This window comes from Pseudomonas triticicola (assembly GCF_019145375.1).
Classification (GTDB): Bacteria; Pseudomonadota; Gammaproteobacteria; order Pseudomonadales; family Pseudomonadaceae; genus Aquipseudomonas; species Aquipseudomonas triticicola.
In genome coordinates this window covers 2697468-2715249 of sequence record NZ_JAHSTX010000001.1, presented here as the reverse complement: position 1 = coordinate 2715249, position 17782 = coordinate 2697468, and the positions used below count along the sequence as shown (strand labels likewise).

Annotated in this window: 15 protein-coding genes; 10 read left to right on the top strand and 5 right to left on the bottom strand. The window is 60.2% G+C overall.

Annotated features, from left to right (window positions below):
* From KVG85_RS12020 to KVG85_RS12005, 5 genes are all read left to right on the top strand, one after another.
* Positions 1-723, top strand: a complete 723-nt coding sequence (locus KVG85_RS12020; RefSeq protein ID WP_217863961.1) for an adenosylcobinamide-GDP ribazoletransferase — start codon at positions 1-3, stop codon at positions 721-723.
* A 174-nt stretch (positions 724-897) separates the two neighbouring features.
* Positions 898-1302, top strand: a complete 405-nt coding sequence (locus KVG85_RS12015) for a MarR family winged helix-turn-helix transcriptional regulator (protein WP_016773714.1) — start codon at positions 898-900, stop codon at positions 1300-1302.
* A 52-nt stretch (positions 1303-1354) separates the two neighbouring features.
* Positions 1355-2563, top strand: a complete 1209-nt coding sequence (locus tag KVG85_RS12010; protein WP_217863960.1) for an MFS transporter — start codon at positions 1355-1357, stop codon at positions 2561-2563.
* Positions 2560-2682, top strand: coding sequence for a hypothetical protein (locus tag KVG85_RS26060; RefSeq protein WP_024012178.1), 123 nt, complete (start codon positions 2560-2562; stop codon positions 2680-2682). Before KVG85_RS12010 ends, KVG85_RS26060 begins: the two co-directional genes overlap by 4 nt.
* 54 nt (positions 2683-2736) lie before the next feature.
* Complete coding sequence (locus tag KVG85_RS12005) at positions 2737-3297, top strand: glutathione peroxidase (RefSeq protein ID WP_217863959.1); 561 nt, start codon at positions 2737-2739, stop codon at positions 3295-3297.
* A gap of 210 nt (positions 3298-3507) precedes the next feature.
* On the opposite strand, the gene KVG85_RS12000 is transcribed toward KVG85_RS12005, so the two are convergent.
* The 3 genes from KVG85_RS12000 to KVG85_RS11990 all read right to left on the bottom strand — a co-directional run bounded on the left by KVG85_RS12000 (position 3508) and on the right by KVG85_RS11990 (position 5904).
* Positions 3508-4779, bottom strand: a complete 1272-nt coding sequence (locus KVG85_RS12000) for an OmpP1/FadL family transporter (protein ID WP_217863958.1) — start codon at positions 4777-4779, stop codon at positions 3508-3510.
* 146 nt (positions 4780-4925) lie between these two features.
* Positions 4926-5408 (bottom strand): hypothetical protein, encoded by a 483-nt coding sequence (locus KVG85_RS11995; protein ID WP_024012180.1) that lies wholly within the window; start codon positions 5406-5408, stop codon positions 4926-4928.
* 271 nt (positions 5409-5679) lie between these two features.
* Positions 5680-5904: a hypothetical protein gene (locus KVG85_RS11990; RefSeq protein ID WP_016773719.1), complete on the bottom strand. Its 225-nt coding sequence runs from the start codon at positions 5902-5904 to the stop codon at positions 5680-5682.
* Positions 5905-6816: 912 nt separating this feature from the next.
* On the opposite strand from KVG85_RS11990, the gene KVG85_RS11985 reads away from it, so the two are divergent.
* Positions 6817-7140, top strand: coding sequence for an SEL1-like repeat protein (locus tag KVG85_RS11985; RefSeq protein ID WP_024012181.1), 324 nt, complete (start codon positions 6817-6819; stop codon positions 7138-7140).
* A gap of 175 nt (positions 7141-7315) precedes the next feature.
* Positions 7316-8680 (top strand): DNA recombination protein RmuC, encoded by a 1365-nt coding sequence (locus KVG85_RS11980; RefSeq protein WP_217864974.1) that lies wholly within the window; start codon positions 7316-7318, stop codon positions 8678-8680.
* 349 nt (positions 8681-9029) lie between these two features.
* On the opposite strand, the gene KVG85_RS11975 is transcribed toward KVG85_RS11980, so the two are convergent.
* Complete coding sequence (locus tag KVG85_RS11975; RefSeq protein WP_217863957.1) at positions 9030-12500, bottom strand: hybrid sensor histidine kinase/response regulator; 3471 nt, start codon at positions 12498-12500, stop codon at positions 9030-9032.
* A 210-nt stretch (positions 12501-12710) separates the two neighbouring features.
* Entirely contained in the window at positions 12711-13253 is a 543-nt protein-coding gene (locus tag KVG85_RS11970; RefSeq protein ID WP_217863956.1) for a TetR/AcrR family transcriptional regulator, read from the bottom strand.
* Between the two features lie 103 nt (positions 13254-13356).
* Between KVG85_RS11970 and KVG85_RS11965 the strand changes: the two genes are divergently transcribed.
* From KVG85_RS11965 to KVG85_RS11955, 3 genes are all read left to right on the top strand, one after another.
* The gene (locus KVG85_RS11965; protein WP_217864973.1) at positions 13357-14544 is read left to right on the top strand and encodes an MFS transporter; all 1188 of its coding nucleotides are present in this window, start codon (positions 13357-13359) and stop codon (positions 14542-14544) included.
* Positions 14545-14658: 114 nt separating this feature from the next.
* A complete protein-coding gene (locus KVG85_RS11960) occupies positions 14659-15810 on the top strand; it encodes a TDT family transporter (RefSeq protein ID WP_217864972.1) in 1152 nt (383 codons plus the stop codon).
* Positions 15811-15906: 96 nt separating this feature from the next.
* Entirely contained in the window at positions 15907-17778 is a 1872-nt protein-coding gene (locus tag KVG85_RS11955; protein ID WP_217863955.1) for an MFS transporter, read from the top strand.
* Positions 17779-17782: the final 4 nt, after the last annotated feature.

The following is a 17782-nucleotide window of genomic DNA, read 5'->3' as shown; positions in this document are numbered from 1 at the left end:
ATGTTGCCGCTGTGGATCGCCTTGCAGTTTCTCAGCAACCTGCCGATTCGCCTGCCGGGCATGCCCGAGCCGCAACAGCTTGGCCGTTCGCTGCTGTTTTATCCGCTGGTGGGATTGCTGTTCGGGCTGATCCTCTTCGCGTTGAATCTGTTGTTGGCCGGCGCCCCGTTGTTGCTGCATGCGGCGCTGTTGCTGACCGTGTGGGTATTGCTCAGCGGCGCGCTGCATCTCGATGGCCTGGCCGACAGCGCCGATGCCTGGCTCGGCGGTTTTGGTGATCGCGAGCGCACGCTGGAGATCATGAAAGATCCGCGCAGCGGGCCGATTGCGGTGGTCACGCTGGTGCTGGTGTTGTTGCTCAAATTTGCCGCGCTGCTGGCACTGATCGAACAAGGGCATACCCTGGCGCTGATCATCGTGCCGGTGCTCGGGCGAGCGGCGCTGTTGGGGTTGTTTCTGACCACGCCGTATGTGCGTGCGGGTGGCTTGGGTCAGGCACTGGCCGATCATCTGCCGCGTAGAGCGGGGTGGTGGGTGCTGGGGTTGAGTGCGCTGGGCTGCGTGTTCATCGCCGGTATTGGCGCGGTGCTGATTTCGCTGGTCGGGTTTGTCTGGCTGCGGCGTTTGATGATGCGGCGGTTGGGCGGGACTACCGGGGACACGGCGGGGGCGTTGCTGGAATTGCTGGAGATGGGGGTGTTGGTGGGGCTCGCTTTGGTCTGAAGGATTTGCGGAGATGATGCCGGCCCCTTCGCGAGCAGGCTCGCTCCCACCTCCGGATGCAATCCCCTGTGGGAGCGAGCCTGCTCGCGAAGGCGGCCTCACCGGCAACAATGATGTTCAGAGTAAACTCATCTGTAACTTGATTTAACACACTCGCGGGTATATACACGCATCATGCTTCCTTCTCAGTGTTTGTGCACCAACCTGCGTCGCGCCGCGCGTGGCGTCAGCAGGCATTACGACGGCGCTCTCGATGGCTTCGGGATCAACGTTGCCCAGTATTCTCTGCTGTGCAATCTGCAGCGGCTGGAGCAACCGAGCATTTCCGAACTGGCTGAGGCCATGGGCCTGGATCGCAGCACGCTCGGGCGCAATTTACGCGTGCTCGAGGGCGAAGGTCTGGTGGCGCTGGCCGAAGGCGAGGACATGCGCAACCGTATCGTGCGCCTCACCGAAACCGGTGTGCAGCGCTTGGCAGCGGCATTGCCGGCGTGGGAAGCGGCGCAACAGCGGCTGATCGACCGGCTCGGTGCCGAGAAGCGCGAAACCTTGCTCAAATTGCTCGACGAACTGGCCTGACGCCGGTTTCTTCGCGCTCAAGCGGGTATATACCCGCGACTGGAGAATAACAATGACATCGATGTGGCGTACGTGCGGTTGGGTGTTGATGGGGAGTGCGCTGATCCTGGCGTTGTCATTGGGCGTGCGCCACGGTTTTGGTTTGTTCCTGTCGCCGATGAGCGCGCAATTCGGCTGGGGGCGCGAGGTGTTTGCCTTCGCCATCGCCCTGCAGAACCTGATCTGGGGCCTGGCGCAGCCGTTCACCGGCGCGCTGGCTGACCGCTTCGGCGCGGCGAAAGTGGTGCTGGTCGGTGGGATCCTCTACGCGGCGGGCCTGGTGTGCATGGGCCTGTCTGATTCGGCAGTGACTCTGTCACTCAGTGCCGGCCTGCTGATCGGTATCGGTCTTTCGGGCACTTCGTTTTCGGTCATTCTTGGTGTTGTGGGTCGCGCTGTGCCGCCAGAGAAACGCAGCATGGGCATGGGTATTGCCAGCGCCGCCGGTTCGTTCGGCCAGTTTGCGATGTTACCGGGCACGCTGGGCCTGATCGGCTGGCTCGGCTGGTCGACCGCGCTGTTGGTGCTGGGCCTGTTGGTGGCGATGATTGTGCCGCTGGTGAGCATGCTCAAGGACAAGCCATTGCCGGTTCTCGGCCATGAGCAATCCCTTGGCGAAGCGCTGCGGGAGGCCTGCTCGCATTCCGGATTCTGGCTGCTGGCGTTCGGCTTTTTTGTCTGCGGTTTCCAGGTGGTGTTCATCGGTGTGCACCTGCCGGCGTATCTGGTCGATCAGCATCTGCCGGCGACCGTCGGCACCACGGTGCTGGCATTGATCGGGCTGTTCAATATCTTCGGCACTTACACCGCCGGCTGGCTCGGTGGCCGCATGTCGAAACCGCGTCTGTTGACTGCGCTGTATCTCTTGCGCGCGGTGGTGATCGTGCTGTTCCTGTGGTTGCCGGTGACGACCACCACGGCGTATCTGTTCGGCATGGCCATGGGCTTCCTGTGGCTGTCGACGGTGCCGTTGACCAACGGTACGGTGGCGACCTTGTTCGGCGTGCGCAATTTGTCCATGCTCGGTGGCATTGTCTTTCTGTTCCATCAGCTCGGCTCGTTCCTTGGCGGCTGGCTGGGCGGGGTGGTGTACGACCGAACCGGGAGTTATGACTTGATCTGGCAAGTGGCGGTGCTTTTGAGTCTGCTGGCGGCGGCGCTGAACTGGCCGGTGCGCGAGCGTCCGGTGGCGCGCCTGCAAGCTGCGGCGAGCGCAGCATGAGCCGGATCTGCGCGCGATTCGCCGTGACCGCGCTGGCTGCTGCGCTGTTGGCGCTGGTGTGGTGGGGCTGGCAGCGCGGCGGTCTGGCGCTGATGCAGTTGGGCATGAGTATTTGCTAGATGCCAGCGTGGCGAGTAACGTCGAAGCCTGATGACTGCCCAAGGAAATTCGACATGTTGATGCGCTGTTGTGCTGTTCCCGCGTTGCTGATGGCGTTGACTGGCCTGGCCCAGGCCGCCGATTGTCCTGAGCTGCTGCAAGGCTCGCTGCCCAAGCTGCGCGCCAAGGAATCCATCGATCTGTGCAAGCAGTACGCCGACAAGCCGCTGGTGGTGGTCAATACCGCCAGCTTCTGCGGTTTCGCTCCACAGTTCGAAGGGCTCGAGGCGCTGAACAAACGCTACAAGGCGCAAGGGCTGGAGATGCTTGGCGTGCCGTCGAATGACTTCAAGCAGGAGTCCAAGGACAGCGCCGAAACCGCCAAGGTCTGCTACGCCAACTATGGCGTGACCTTCAACATGACCGAGCCGCAGAAGGTTCGCGGCGACGACGCCACGCATCTGTTCCAGGTGCTGGCCGCGCAGAGCAATGCGCCGAAGTGGAATTTCTACAAGTACGTGGTCGACCGGCAGGGCAAGGTGGTGGCGAGTTTTTCCAGCTTGACCAAACCGGATGATCCCGAGTTTATCGCCGCGATCGAAAAGGCCATTGCCTCCAAGCCGCTGAAGCCCTGATTCATGCTGTTCCCTGTGGGAGCGAGCCTGCCCGCGAAGCGGTGTGTCAGCCAGCATATCTACATCTGACATACCGCCTTCGCGAGCAGGCTCGCTCCCACAATGGTGATTTTGTCGTTCCAGTGAAAAGTTGCAGGCAAGAAAAAGCCCCGCCTCTGCAAAGAGAGCGGGGCTTTTTCGTGTGCGAGGGGTTAGCCTCGCCTCGGTGTATCAGAAGCGGTATGTCGCGCCGACACCGAAGCCGTTTGCCGAGTTTTCATACTTGGAATCGTAGGTCTGGCCGCGCGCGTTTTCGTTGCGGATGTTGACCGACTCTTCTTTCAGGTACGAGTACGCGACGTCGATGGTCAGGTCGTCCGTCGGGCTCCAGCCGGCACCGATACTGAAGATGGTGCGGTCGCCAGTCGGGATACGCGGCGAGCGGTCTTCGTTATTGGTTGGCGACTGGTCGAAGGTCAGACCGGTACGCAGTACCCATTCCTTGTTCAACTGGTACGAGGTACCCACGGCATAGGCCCAGGAGTCATGCCAGTTCTGGTCTTCGTTGATCGAACCGAACTGACCGGCCAGCAGAGGCTGCACGCCGGAGTTCTTCACGGTGATCTTGTCCAGCTGGCTCCAGCGAGTCCAGGTGGTGCCGGCGTAGACGTTCCAGCGATCGTTGATCGCCTGGGTGACCGACAGGTCGACGGATTCCGGCGTGGTGATCTTCAGCGAAGCGTCGTACTTCTGGTTGGCGCCCAAACCAACAGCGGCCAGTGCGCCGTAGTTGACCTTGGTGTCGCCTTCGAGCTTGTAGTCGACCTTGGAGTGGTAGGTCAGGCCGACACGGGTGGTGTCAGTGGCCTGGACCAGCAAGCCGACGTTGTAACCCAGCGCGGTGTCGTCACCCTTGATCTTGACCTTGCCATCCGGCAGTGCCTGGGTAATCGACAGGTTGGATTCCAGCGAGCCGTCGATGCGGTTGATGGTCGGGCCGAAACCGATCGACACCTTGTCGTTGAAGGCGTAGCTGACGGTTGGCTGGAAAGTGATGACTTGCACTTCGGACTTGCTGCCGAAGTAACGACCGGCGAAGCCGTTTTCGTAATCAGTGATCAGACCGAACGGCACGTACACACCGAGACCGAATGCCCAGTGATCATCGATCGGTTTTACATAGAAACCCATAGGTACAGCGGTGAAGGGCACCATGTCGCCTTTGTTGCTGCCGCCGTTAGGGCTGGAGCTGGCGTTGCTGATATCGGTGTGTGCATCGACAACGGCGACACCGCCGGTGACTTGTTCGCGCTTGATGCGCGCCATGCCGGCCGGGTTGCCATAAACAGTGCTTGCGTCGTCGGCAGAAGAAGATCGCCCGGCAAAACCAGTCCCCATCCCACTGATGCTTTGTTCGTTGAGGGCAAAACCTGCCGCGAAGATTTGTGTGGAGGCAAGGGTAACGGCGAGGCTAAGGGTGGTTTTGAGCATGACTTTTTTCATTATTAGAACTCCTGGTGATCACCGGGGCGAAAATTACCAACATTTTCGTCCCAGCGCTATAGCCTGTATGCCTTGAGTTAGAGCGGTTTTGTAGGACAATCCGACCAAAATGGCGACCTGATGGGAGAACTTGTGAAACCGCCCGGTCAGCAAGCGACCTGATTCAGCGGTGAAACACAGGTTTGCCAGGCATAGGTGAAGTCGCGCAGACGACCTTGCGGTTGAAAGGTCTGGCGCCAGATACGCGCCATGCCGAGCAGGTCGGTCGGAGCGGGGAGGGTGGGGTTTTGTTCTTCTACCAGCAGCCAGGCGATGGCCGTGGCGTAACGCAGGTTGACGGTCAGTTCCAGATGCGGGCCGCTGAGGAACGCGTGCTGACTGGCCAGGCCGCGCACCAGGCTGGCGCGCTCCGGATCGAGCGCCAGATAATCATCCCAGAGGGCCTGATGCCGATGCTCGGCAATCCGGTAGAGGCCGTGGCCGCGGCGGTCATGCAGGGCAGACCCGAGGGCGGACTGGCTGGCGGCGATACCCAGCAGCAGGGATTCGGCAGTTGCGCAGTGGCGTCCCAGATAAATCAGCGTGGGACGGATCACATAGCGGCACAGTTCGCTGGCAGCGATACCCATAACACCCTCGGTTCTTGTTGTTGAGGGCGAGTCCTGAAGGGGCCTTGGCAGCAGTGGATCGACTCAGGCTCGCCGCAAGCGGGTCAAGCCGCTTGAGTTGAAGTGTAGTGTCATATTCAGCGTGTAAAGGCCTGTTTTTAAAATATTTCCGTCATCGCATCCCGGGCCTTAGATCGGAACATGCTTAGAAGCGCAGCGCTAAAAGTGAAATATCAGGCAATAAAAAGCCCCGCTTTTCAGCAGGGCTTTGCTTTTGCAGCCTGTCCGGCTTTCAGGCAACCAGTGCCTGACGGGTACGCTCGATCACGGCCTGCAGCGGTTCGGCGCTGGAGTATTGATCGGGGTACAAACGCTCGCTGTGACGAGCGATGCCGTGTTCATTGACCACGGTGAAGCTGAAGCAGCCTTTGCGAGCGGCCATGATCAGGCAGTTCATTGGAGCAAAAGCGTTGGTTAGGGTGCGAATGGCATCCTGAGTCTGGATTTGAGTAGACATAGTTATTAGGTGTTCCTACAAATGACACGGATAAGAACCGTGCAACGTTAAAACGTTCCAGTAACGTTGATCACCATTGATCGAACGAAGAACCCGACTGGAACAAAGCAGCCAGTTTGAAGCGCTGATAAGTGAGCGCGCTTGGGCTGGCAGGTAGGTACTTAGGAGGACAGGCATCACAGCGAGGGCAAAGGTTCTGGGCCCGGGGTGAAGATCCTGATCAATTTGCAGGTTGGTTCGGTCAGAGTAAGTGTTCTTCGCAACGCCCTTTGTTTTCGTTCAAAGGCAGCGTCGTCAAAAGATTTACCTGGAAACCATCGAGGGGTCGTTCCCGCTTTTTTCGGCAGTGTCTTCCTGTTGGAAGTTGACCGTGGGGAGATATTCGACCGGAATTGACTTTCAGCTTGGTACTAACGCCGCGGATAGTAACGGATCCGTTCGGGCGAAGCAAACCCCCTGACCAAAAAAAGGATCACAGGGAAAGGTCCGTGTCGCACCGTCCGTCGGCGTGCATGCTTTTCGCAGAGCCTTTCGGTCGCTCGCAGCTGCGCAAAATGAGCCGAAAAAGCGCACGCATATAACCGGCGCACAGGTACTTGTGCACATTAGTTGCGCAGAGCGTAACGCAACTGTCACATCGATCCTGACTCCAGTCGCTGCCTGTATCAAAAGTTTAAGTCAATGAAAAATATCGTCTTTTTTTGTTGGTGAAAAAATCGTCAGTTTGACTGCGAGCCCCATTCCATAAGGCTTTGCGGGGATCGGAGAGCGGTTGTCCACTGACTTATCCACAGCTTCTGTGGATTGTCCCTAGCGCTTGCTCTAGGACGGGCGTGCCGGGTTTTTTTCGACTTTACCTGTAAGAAAAAGAGAGTAAAGTGGCGCGCCTTCCGATCTGTCCCGCAGTGCTTTATGAAGTTTCGCTCAGTATCAGACTCTGTTACCTCCAACCCGACCTCTGTTACCGCTCCCAAGCGTTTTTCCGTGCGTGTGGCCGAATGGCTGCTCGATGCGCCGCGGCTGAGCGACAGTCCCAGCGCCAAGCACCTGGCCGGCCGTCTGCTCAAGCAACCGGCCCGAGAAGGCGTGGTCGCCGCACAAAGCCGCCTCGGCCAATTGATTTGCCGGGAGTGCGGCAATGCCCGTGACCGGCGTATCGGCCAAGAGTTGCTGCGTCAGGCCGCCCGCGCCGGTGACCGCCGCGCGCAGCAGGAACTCGGTCTGATCGAAGACTGAGCTGTCCAAGCCCTGACACCTTGGTTAACCTTCAGGCTTTATCCGATTGGCAGGAGTCGCTATGGCTATGGACTTGACCAGCGTATTGCTCGGTCTTGCGGCGGCAGGGTTGCCGCTGTTGGCGCTGGCCTGGCAACTGCAACGCAGGGCCAGCAACGCCCAGGCTGATCTGGCCTTGCTCGAAGAGCGCCTGGCCATGGCGCAACTGGCCCAGGACGGCCTCACCGCGCAGCTTGAAGCGAGCCGCGATGAAATCGCCGATCTTGGCCAGGCCAACGCCGCCAAACAGGCAGACCTCGCCGCGCTGCGCCGCGAAGTCGAATTGCTGCAGATCGAGCGCGACGATGCCCGCGACGCCTCCCACGCCTGGAACCTCGAACGCGCCAACAAGGATGCTGAGTTGCGCCGCCTCGACGCCCGCGCTGCCTCGCTGAGTGCCGAACTGCGCGAGCAACAGGAAAGCCATCAACAACGTCTCAACGACCTGCAAGGCTCACGCGATGAACTGCGCGCGCAGTTCGCCGAGCTGGCCGGCAAGATCTTCGATGAGCGGGAGCAGCGCTTTGCCGAAACCAGCCAGCAGCGGCTCGGGCAGTTGCTTGATCCGTTGAAAGAGCGCATCCAGTCCTTTGAAAAACGCGTTGAAGAAAGCTATCAGGCCGAAGCCCGCGAGCGTTTTTCGCTGGCCAAGGAGCTGGAGCGTTTGCAGGCGTTGAACCTGCGTCTGAGCGACGAAGCCACCAACCTGACTCGCGCGCTCAAGGGCCAGAAAACCCAAGGCAATTGGGGCGAGCTGATTCTCGAGCGCGTTCTTGAGCACGCGGGTCTGGAGAAGGGCCGCGAGTATCAGACTCAGGTCAATCTCAAAGGCCCGGACGGTGAACGCTTCCAGCCCGATGTGATCATTTACCTGCCCGGCGACAAGCAGGTGGTGGTCGACTCGAAAGTCAGTCTCACGGCCTATCAACAATATGTTGCGGCTGATGACGACACGTTGGGGCAGATCGCGATCAAGCAGCACGTGTTGTCGCTGCGCAATCATGTGAAAGGTCTGGCCGGCAAGGATTACAAACGTCTGGAAGGCCTGCACAGCCTCGATTTCGTTTTGCTGTTCGTGCCGATTGAGGCGGCATTTTCGGCTGCGTTACAGGCTGAGCCGTCGCTGTTTCAGGACGCTTTCGACCGCAATATCGTGATCGTCAGCCCGACTACGCTGTTGGCCACGCTGCGGGTGATCGACAGTCTGTGGAAGCAGGAGCGGCAGAGCCAGAACGCCCGGGAAATCGCCGAGCGCGCGGGCTGGCTGTACGACAAGTTCGTGTTGTTTATTCAGGATCTGGACGAAGTGGGCAATCGTCTGCAGCAACTGGACAAGGCTTACAGCTCAGCGCGCAACAAGCTGACAGAGGGGCGCGGTAATCTGGTCAGCCGCAGTGAGCAGTTGAAGTTGCTCGGTGCGCGGGCAAGCAAGAGCTTGCCGGCGGATTTGCTCGAACGGGCGATGACGGATGTTGATGGGTTGGTTGAGTTGCCTGAATAGGCGTCGTTTTTTGGGCTGATTTTGGGGGCATATCCGTTGCTGCGGTGATGGCGGCTGGCGGTTTCGCCCTTACGGCGACTCACTTTTTTACAAACGCCCGGAATGCCGGCCCAGTAAAAAAATAAGCAAAAAAACGCTTGCTCCTACGTTCGGCCCTCGCAAGCTCGGGTCCCTTCGCTCCGGGATCAATCCGCTCAGCCTTCCGACGTCGCCGGTGAATCAAGATCAAAAGCGGTACTCGAGCTAACGCTCATTGTGTAGGAGCTGCCGAAGGCTGCGATCTTTTGATTTTGCTTTTGCTTTTATGTGGGAGCGAGCCTGCTCGCGAAGGCGCCTGCAAGGTCACCTTCTACAACGGCAAATACCGACTCAAAAGCGCCCGCAACGCCGCCGGCTTCACCGGTTTGGCCAGGTAATCCAGGCCCGCCGCATGCACTTGCGCCACGGTCTCCGGGCGTCCATCCGCGCTGATCACCACGCCGGGCACGGGTTCACCCAGGCGCGTGCGCAACCAGGCCATCAGCTCTGTGCCGGTGTCGCCGTGGTCGAGGTGATAGTCGACCAGCGCCAGTTGTGGCCGCACACCTTCATTCAATATCGCTGCGCATTCTTCGCGATTGCGCGCCGTCCACACTTGGCAGCCCCAGCGGCTCAACAGGCTGTTCATGCCGATCAGGATGCTGTCTTCGTTATCAATGCACAGTACCTGCGCGCCGCTGAGCAGTTTGCCGTTCAGTTCCACGGTGGCACTTGCCGGAGGCGTTTGTGTACGGGCAATGGGCACCGTCACGCTGAACACACTGCCGCGCCCCGGCCAGGAGCGAACGCGCAGGGTGTGCCCGAGCACGCGGCACAAGCCATCGGCGATCGCCAGTCCCAGGCCCAGGCCTTTTTCGGCGCGGGTCTGGTGGCTGTCGAGGCGTTTGAATTCTTCGAAAATCACTTGTTGTTTGTCTTCCGGAATGCCCGGGCCGCGATCCCAGACTTCCAGACATAACTCACCACCGCGCCGACGCACGCCCAGCAGCACCGGGCCTTTGGCGTAGCGGAACGCGTTGGTGAGGAAGTTTTGCAGAATCCGCCGCAGCAGTTTGATGTCGCTGTCGATGCGCAATTGACTGCCACGCACCCGGAACGTGAGTTTTTGCTCTTGGGCCAGTGCCTTGAATTCCGCGCCGAGGGTGTCGAACAGTTCATTGACGGCGAAGGCTTTGCGGTCCGGGTTGATCTTGCCGTTTTCCAGGCGCGAGATGTCCAGCAGATCGCTGATCAGGTCTTCCGCCGAACGCAGCGAGCTGTCGAGGTGTTGCACCAGTTGTTGCGCCTCTGCGCTCAAGCCTTCGTTCTGATGGGAGAGGGCGGCGGAGAACAGTCGCGCGGCGTTCAGCGGTTGCATCAAGTCGTGGCTGACGGCGGCGAGGAAGCGGGTTTTCGACTGGTTGGCCGCCTCGGCATTGCCCTTGGCTTCGGTGAGCGCAACGTTGAGTTGCGACAGTTCCTGGGTGCGTTCGCTGACCCGTTGTTCCAGCCCTTCGTTCGCCTCGGTCAGCGCCTGTTCGGCTTCGCGGAACGCGGTAATGTCGGTGAAACTCATGACAAATCCGCCGCCGGGCATCGGGTTGCCGATCAGCTCGATCACCCGGCCATTGGGGAACAGCCGTTCGGAAGTGTGCGCGCGGCCCTGACGCATCCAGTGCAAGCGTCGCGCGACGTGCACTTCCGCTTCGCCGGGGCCGCACAAACCGCGTTCGGCGTTGTAGCGAATGATGTCGGCAATCGGCCGGCCGACGCTGATCAGGCCGTCGGGGTAGTTGAACAGCTCCAGATAACGACGGTTCCACGCCACCAGTTTCAGCGACTGGTCGACCACGCTGATGCCCTGGGTGATGTTCTCGATCGCGCCTTGCAGCAGGGCGCGGTTGAACTGCAGCACTTCCGAGGCTTCGTCAGCGATTCGGACTACGTCCTCCAACTGCATTTCCCGACCTTCGATGGCGGCTTTTACTACGGCCCGTGTCGAAGAAGCGCCGAGGACACCGGCGAGCAAGCGTTCAGTGTGGGCAATCCATTCGCTGTCGGCGTTCTGGTTGGGGTTGAAGCCCTTGCCCTGACGGTAGGCGAAGCGAATGAAGCTCTGTCGCGCACGTTCTTCGCCGACGAAACGCGCCGCCAGTTGCAGCAGATCGTCGATCTGTACCGCCAGCATCGAACGAGCATTAGGTCGTGCGCTGATTTCCTGACCGATGAAACGCCCGGCCTGCCAGTGCTCGGAAACCCGCGTGCGCGACAGCACCGAGACCCAGGCGAACAGGGTGAAGTTACCCGCCAGCGACAGCACCACGCCTTGGGTCAGCGGGGTGATCGGCAGGTTCAGCGGATTGCTGTGCAGCCACGCCAAGCCGGGGAAACTCGCCAGCGACCAGCCGAGACTGTGCGCGGCAATCGGCAGCACCAGCGTGTAGAACCAGAGGAAGGTGCCGGTGGCGAGGCCGGCGAACACGCCCCGGCGGTTGGCCTGTTTCCAGTACAGCGCGCCGAGCATGGCCGGCGCCAGTTGCGTCACCGCGGCGAAGGCGATCTGGCCGATGGTCGCCAGGCTTGCGGTCGAGCCGAGCAAGCGATAACTGACATAGGCCAGCAGCAGAATCACCACAATACTCACGCGGCGCACCGAGAGCATCCACTGGCGGAACACTTCGAACGGGCGCTCGGCATTGTTGCGGCGCAACAGCCACGGCAACAGCATGTCGTTGGAAACCATGGTCGACAGGGCGACGCTGGCGACAATCACCATGCCGGTCGCTGCCGATGCGCCACCAATAAACGCCAGCATCGCCAGCGCCGGATGGGCCTGGGCCAGCGGCAGGCTGATCACGAACGAGTCGGGCAGCACATCGCTGGGCAGCATCATTTGACCGGCAAGGGCGATAGGGACTACAAACAATGCGGCCAAAGCCAGATAGGCGGGGAACACCCATTTCGCCAGACGCAGATCCTGCGGGTCGATGTTCTCCACTACGGTCACGTGAAATTGCCGGGGCAGGCAAATGATCGCCATCATAGCCACGCCGGTTTGCACCACCATCGATGGCCAGTTGATGGTTTCCTTCCAGTACGCCTCAAGGCGCGGGGCGAGCATTGCCTGATTGAACAGGTCGTCGAAACCGTCATACAGGCCGTACGTGACGAAGGCGCCGACGGCGAGAAAGGCGAACAGCTTGACCAGCGATTCGAAGGCAATCGCCAGCACCATGCCACGGTGGTGTTCGGTGGCGTCGAGGTTGCGCGTACCGAAGACGATGGTGAACAACGCCAGCACCAGCGACACGATCAGCGCCGTGTCTTGAGCGCGGGTGCCCATGGCATCGGCGCCGGCGCCGATCAGCAGGTTCACGCCGAGGACGATGCCTTTGAGTTGCAGGGCAATATAGGGCAACACGCCGACCAGACAGATCAGCGCCACGACTACCGCCAGCGATTGCGATTTGCCGTAGCGCGCGGCGATGAAGTCGGCGATGGAGGTGATGTTCTCCTGTTTGCTGATCATCACCATTTTCTGCAGGACCCACGGCGCGCCGACCAGCAGCAGGATCGGCCCGAGGTAGATCGGCAGGAATGACCACAGTTGTTCCGCCGCCTGACCCACCGCGCCGAAGAAAGTCCAACTGGTGCAGTAGACTGCCAGCGACAGGCTGTACACCCAGGCGCGCACCCGCGGCGGCAACGGCGTGCTGCGACGGTCGCCGTAGAAGGCGATGGCGAACATGATGGCCATGTAGGCCAGGGCAACGACGGCAATCAGCCCGGTGGACAACGACATGCAGCACTCCCGACAAAAGACTCCCCGGCACTCCTGCCCGGGCGGACAGTCTCGCACGCGCGCGGCGGTTAGTCAGTGTCGACCAAGGTCGTGGCGTGGCGGGGTGTCGCAGGCGGGGTACCGGGTGGTTCTTGTGGTGACTGGGAGGACCTCTTCGCGAACAGGCTCGCTCCCACAATTGGAATGCATTTCCTTGTGGGAGCGAGCGCGTCAGTCCAGACGCAGCGCAATATCGATCAGGCGATGGAGCTCATCAACCTCCAGCGCCGCCGCCGAAAACAGAATCCGGAACACCACCGGCGCCACCACCAGATTGATCAAGCGATCGACACTCGGCGCCTTCTCATGCCGATGGCGATCAACAATGGTCTGCAACTGCGCACCAATGATCGCCACGCAATAGCCCGGCGTAGCGCTGGCCTGCACGTCGCGCATCATGTTGCGCCCGACCTCTGAACTCATCTCGTCAAGATACTGCTCGGCCCACGCACGGATATCGCCGCGCAGGCTGCCAGTGTTCGCCGGCTCGCTGTCCGGGCGCATGCGGGCGAGGGCGACGTCCGCCAGCAACGCCGCCAGATCACCCCAGCGTCGATAAATCGTCGACGGCGTAACCCCCGCGCGGGCGGCGATTTGCGGAACGGTCACGGTGGAACGTTCCTGCTCTTGCAGCAGCGCATTGACCGCCGAATGAATCGACTCCTGCACCCGGGCACTGCGGCCGCCGGGGCGTAAACCTTCTTTAATAGCCATGCGGCAGACCTTAACACAAAGAATTTGCTTTAAGCGCTAGGCGGTAGCACACTGCGCAAAAGCAAAAAATTAGCTTTTGCGGAGTGTGCCCATGACCAGCCCCTTGAATAATTTCGCTTCCCACCGGTCGAGCTTGTGGTTTCTGGCGATCACCTTACTCAGTTTTCTCGCCGCTTCCACCGCGCCGACGCCGTTGTATCACTTGTATCAGGATCAACTGCATTTCTCGGCAGCGATGCTCACGCTGATTTTTGCCGTATACGCTTTGAGTCTGTTGGCGGCATTGCTGACGGTGGGCTCGCTTTCCGACCATTTGGGCCGCAAACCGGTGATCTTTACCGCCGTGTTGCTCAATGCGCTGGCCATGTTGCTGTTCATCTATGCCGATAGCGTGGCTTGGTTGATCGGCGCACGGGTGTTGCAAGGTTTCGCCACCGGCATGGCCACTGCCGTATTGAGCGCAACGCTGCTCGACACCGACCGGCAGCAGGGGCCGCTGATCAACAGTGTCGCGCCGTTACTCGGGATGGCTCTGGGCGGTTTGGGTTGTGGCTTGCTGGCGGAATTCGCGCCGGCGCCGTTACAGCTGACTTACTGGTTACTGTTGGCACTGTTCGTGTTGCAAAGCGTGTATGTCTGGCGCCTGCCGGAGAGTGTTTCGCGGCAAGGTGGGGCGCTGGCGTCGTTGCGACCGACTTTGCACGTACCAGTGCAAGCGCGTTCAACGTTGTGGCACTTGCTGCCACTGAACACCGCAACCTGGGCGCTCGGTGGTTTTTACGCCTCGTTGGCACCGTCGTTGGTGCGCACGGCCACTGGCTCTACCTCCAATCTGATCGGCGGCGCTACGGTCGCGGCGCTCACCGTGACCGGCGCGTTGATGATTTTCATGATGCGCAATCGTCCTGCCGCTCAGGCGCTGCGGCTGGGCGCGAGCCTGCTGCCGGTCGGGCTAGTGCTGATTCTGCTCGGCGTGCATGGCGCCAGTCTGTCGTTGTTTTTCTTTGGCACACTGGTCGCCGGTTGCGGCTTCGGTTCGGGATTTCTCGGCGCGGTGCGCAGCCTGGTACCGCTGGCTTTGCCGCATGAACGAGCCGGGTTGATGTCGGCGTATTACGTGCTCAGTTATCTGGCGTTCTGTCTGCCGGCGTTGCTGGCCGGGTATCTGGCGCGCAACTTTGGACTGCTGGCGACCACCGATGGTTACGGTACTGTTTTGATTGTGCTGGCCGTGGCTGCACTGCTGCTCAGTCTGCGTCCGCAGGCGGGCAGAGTTTGCAGCGCTCCTTAGCGCGTGTGGACGCTTATCTGCAAAACAGATAACAGTTAGAGATATTACCCGTTATATCGATATTCGATTCGGATCTACCATGGGTTCCACCTCACCAGAGGACAGGAGTTCATGATGATTTGCCCCAACAGCGTCACCCCTGGCTACAAACCTTTCAGACAGCTTCAGCATCCGCGCGAAGTGATCCGCCAGTTCACGCCGAACTGGTTCGCCGCGACCATGGGTACCGGTGTGCTGGCATTGGCGCTGGCCCAGTTGCCGCTGGCCATTCCCGGATTGCGCGCCGTGGCCGAGGGGCTGTGGTTGTTCAACATTCTGTTGTTCAGCCTGTTTACCGCTGCCTACGCCGCGCGCTGGATTTTGTTCTTTGACGAGGCGCGGCGGATTTTCGGTCATTCCACCGTATCGATGTTCTTCGGCACCATTCCCATGGGCCTGGCGACGATCATCAACGGCTTTCTGTTGTTCGGGCTGCCGCGCTGGGGCGACGGTGTCATTCAGCTCGCTGAAGTGTTGTGGTGGATCGATGTAGCGATGTCGCTGGCCTGTGGTGTGTTGATTCCGTACATGATGTTTACCCGTCAGGAACACAGCATCGATCAGATGACCGCGGTCTGGTTGCTGCCGGTAGTGGCGGCGGAAGTGGCAGCGGCCAGCGGCGGCCTGCTCGCGCCGCATCTGACCGACGCCCATGGGCAACTGATCGTGCTGACTACCAGCTATGTGCTCTGGGCATTCTCCCTGCCGGTGGCGTTCAGCATTCTGACCATCCTGTTGTTGCGCATGGCCTTGCACAAACTGCCCCACGAAAACATGGCCGCGTCGAGCTGGCTGGCGCTGGGTCCGATCGGCACCGGTGCCCTTGGCATGTTGCTGTTGGGCGGTGAGGCGCCAGCGATTTTTGCCGCGAATGGTCTGCCCGGCGTCGGTGAAATCGCTTCGGGCCTGGGTCTGGTCGCTGGGATCACGCTGTGGGGTTTTGGTCTGTGGTGGATGTTGATGGCACTGTTGATCACCGTACGTTATCTGCGTGACGGCATTCCGTTCAACCTCGGCTGGTGGGGCTTCACCTTCCCATTGGGCGTGTATTCGCTGGCGACGCTGAAACTGGCAAGTATCCTCAACCTGACATTTTTCAGTGTGTTCGGTACGGCGCTGGTGATTTTGTTGGCGGCAATGTGGCTGATCGTCGGCAAGCGCACCGTGCAGGGCGCGTGGCGAGGCGAGCTGTTTGTCTCGCCGTGTATTGCAGGTTTGAAGAAATAATCCGAAAAGTTTAGGTAAGGTGTGGCCTGGATCGTGGTGCGGGATTCCAATAACAAGCACCCAGGCCTCACTACCTAACATCAGGAAACACGGAAGATGAGTCACCCCTCACAGTTCAACCTGTTGCGCACCCGGCGCTTTTTGCCCTTCTTTATTACCCAGTCGCTCGGCGCGTTCAACGACAACGTGTTCAAGCAGTCGTTGATCCTCGCCATCCTCTATCGGTTGACCATCGAGGGTGATCGCTCGATCTGGGTCAACCTCTGCGCGCTGCTGTTTATCCTGCCGTTTTTCCTGTTCTCGGCGCTGGCCGGGCAGTTCGGGGAAAAATTCGCCAAGGACGCGCTGATCCGTCTGATCAAACTCGCGGAAATCGCCATCATGGCCGTAGGGTCGATCGGCTTCCTCTTCGATCATCTGTCGCTGATGCTGGTGGCACTGTTCGCCATGGGCACTCACTCGGCGTTGTTCGGCCCGGTGAAGTATTCGATCCTGCCGCAGGCCTTGCGCGACGATGAACTGGTCGGCGGCAACGGTCTGGTGGAAATGGGCACGTTTCTGGCGATTCTCGCCGGCACCATCGGCGCCGGGATCATGATGTCGTCCGAGCACTACGCGCCGGTAGTCTCCGCAGCGATCGTCGGCATTGCCGTGCTGGGTTATCTGGCCAGCCGCAGCATTCCGCGCGCGGCGGCCTCGTCGCCGGAAATGCGCCTGAACTGGAATATCTTCAGCCAGTCCTGGGCGACGCTGAAACTCGGTCTGGGCCAGACGCCTGCGGTGTCGCGCTCGATTGTCGGTAACTCGTGGTTCTGGTTTGTCGGGGCGATTTACCTGACGCAGATCCCGGCCTACGCCAAGGAATGGATGCACGGTGACGAAACCGTGGTCACGCTGATCCTGACCGTGTTCTCGGTGGGCATCGCGCTGGGTTCGATGCTCTGCGAAAAGCTCTCCGGGCGCAAAGTCGAGATCGGTCTGGTGCCGTTTGGCTCGTTTGGCCTGACCGTGTTCGGCCTGTTGCTGTGGTGGCATTCCGGTGGGATCCCGGACAGCGTCAGCGGCCATAGCTGGATTGCCGTGCTCGGCTTCGTTCACACCTGGGCGGTGTTGATCGACATCCTTGGCCTGGGCATTTTCGGTGGCTTCTATATTGTCCCGCTGTACGCGCTGATCCAGTCGCGCACGGCTGAAAACGAACGGGCGCGGGTGATTGCCGCCAACAACATTCTCAACGCGCTGTTTATGGTGGTGTCGGCGATTGTTTCGATCGTCTTGTTAAGCGTCGCCAAGCTGTCGATCCCGCAACTGTTCCTGGTGGTGTCGCTGCTGAACATCGGCGTCAACGCCTACATCTTCAAGATCGTTCCGGAATTCAGCATGCGCTTCATGATCTGGCTGCTCAGCCATTCCATGTACCGCGTCGAGCACCGCAACCTTGAAGCGATCCCGGACGAGGGCGCGGCGCTGCTGGTGTGCAACCACGTGTCGTTCGTCGACGCCTTGCTGATCGGCGGGGCGGTGCGTAGGCCGATTCGCTTTGTCATGTACTACAAGATCTACAACTTGCCGGTCCTGAACTTTATCTTCCGCACGGCGGGCGCTATTCCGATTGCCGGACGCCAGGAAGATATCCAGATCTACGAAAAAGCCTTCACACGCATCGCTCAGTATCTGAAGGACGGTGAGCTGGTGTGCATTTTCCCGGAAGGCAAATTGACCGCCGATGGCGAGATCAACGAGTTTCGCGGCGGCGTGACGCGCATTCTGGAGGAGACGCCGGTGCCGGTGATTCCGCTTGCGCTGCAAGGACTGTGGGGGAGTTTCTTCAGTCGCGATCCGAACAAGGGTTTGTTCCATCGCTTGTGGTCGCGGGTGACGCTGGTGGCGGGGCCGGCGATTACCGGAGGGACGGAGCCGGCGAAGTTGCAGGTGTTGGTGGGGGAGTTGCGCGGGGCTGTTAGATAGTCGG

Excerpts from the sequence above, each read along its gene's own strand:
- KVG85_RS11960 (WP_217864972.1), top strand. The coding sequence starts at position 14,659 with ATGATTTGCCCCAACAGCGTCACCCCTGGCTACAAACCTTTCAGACAG.
- KVG85_RS12000 (WP_217863958.1), bottom strand. The coding sequence starts at position 4,779 with ATGAAAAAAGTCATGCTCAAAACCACCCTTAGCCTCGCCGTTACCCTT.
- KVG85_RS26060 (WP_024012178.1), top strand. The coding sequence starts at position 2,560 with ATGAGCCGGATCTGCGCGCGATTCGCCGTGACCGCGCTGGCTGCTGCG.
- KVG85_RS11985 (WP_024012181.1), top strand. The coding sequence starts at position 6,817 with ATGAAGTTTCGCTCAGTATCAGACTCTGTTACCTCCAACCCGACCTCT.
- KVG85_RS11975 (WP_217863957.1), bottom strand. The coding sequence starts at position 12,500 with ATGTCGTTGTCCACCGGGCTGATTGCCGTCGTTGCCCTGGCCTACATG.
- KVG85_RS11995 (WP_024012180.1), bottom strand. The coding sequence starts at position 5,408 with ATGGGTATCGCTGCCAGCGAACTGTGCCGCTATGTGATCCGTCCCACG.
- KVG85_RS12015 (WP_016773714.1), top strand. The coding sequence starts at position 898 with ATGCTTCCTTCTCAGTGTTTGTGCACCAACCTGCGTCGCGCCGCGCGT.
- KVG85_RS12020 (WP_217863961.1), top strand. The coding sequence starts at position 1 with ATGTTGCCGCTGTGGATCGCCTTGCAGTTTCTCAGCAACCTGCCGATT.
- KVG85_RS11970 (WP_217863956.1), bottom strand. The coding sequence starts at position 13,253 with ATGGCTATTAAAGAAGGTTTACGCCCCGGCGGCCGCAGTGCCCGGGTG.
- KVG85_RS12005 (WP_217863959.1), top strand. The coding sequence starts at position 2,737 with ATGTTGATGCGCTGTTGTGCTGTTCCCGCGTTGCTGATGGCGTTGACT.
- KVG85_RS11990 (WP_016773719.1), bottom strand. The coding sequence starts at position 5,904 with ATGTCTACTCAAATCCAGACTCAGGATGCCATTCGCACCCTAACCAAC.
- KVG85_RS11955 (WP_217863955.1), top strand. The coding sequence starts at position 15,907 with ATGAGTCACCCCTCACAGTTCAACCTGTTGCGCACCCGGCGCTTTTTG.
- KVG85_RS12010 (WP_217863960.1), top strand. The coding sequence starts at position 1,355 with ATGACATCGATGTGGCGTACGTGCGGTTGGGTGTTGATGGGGAGTGCG.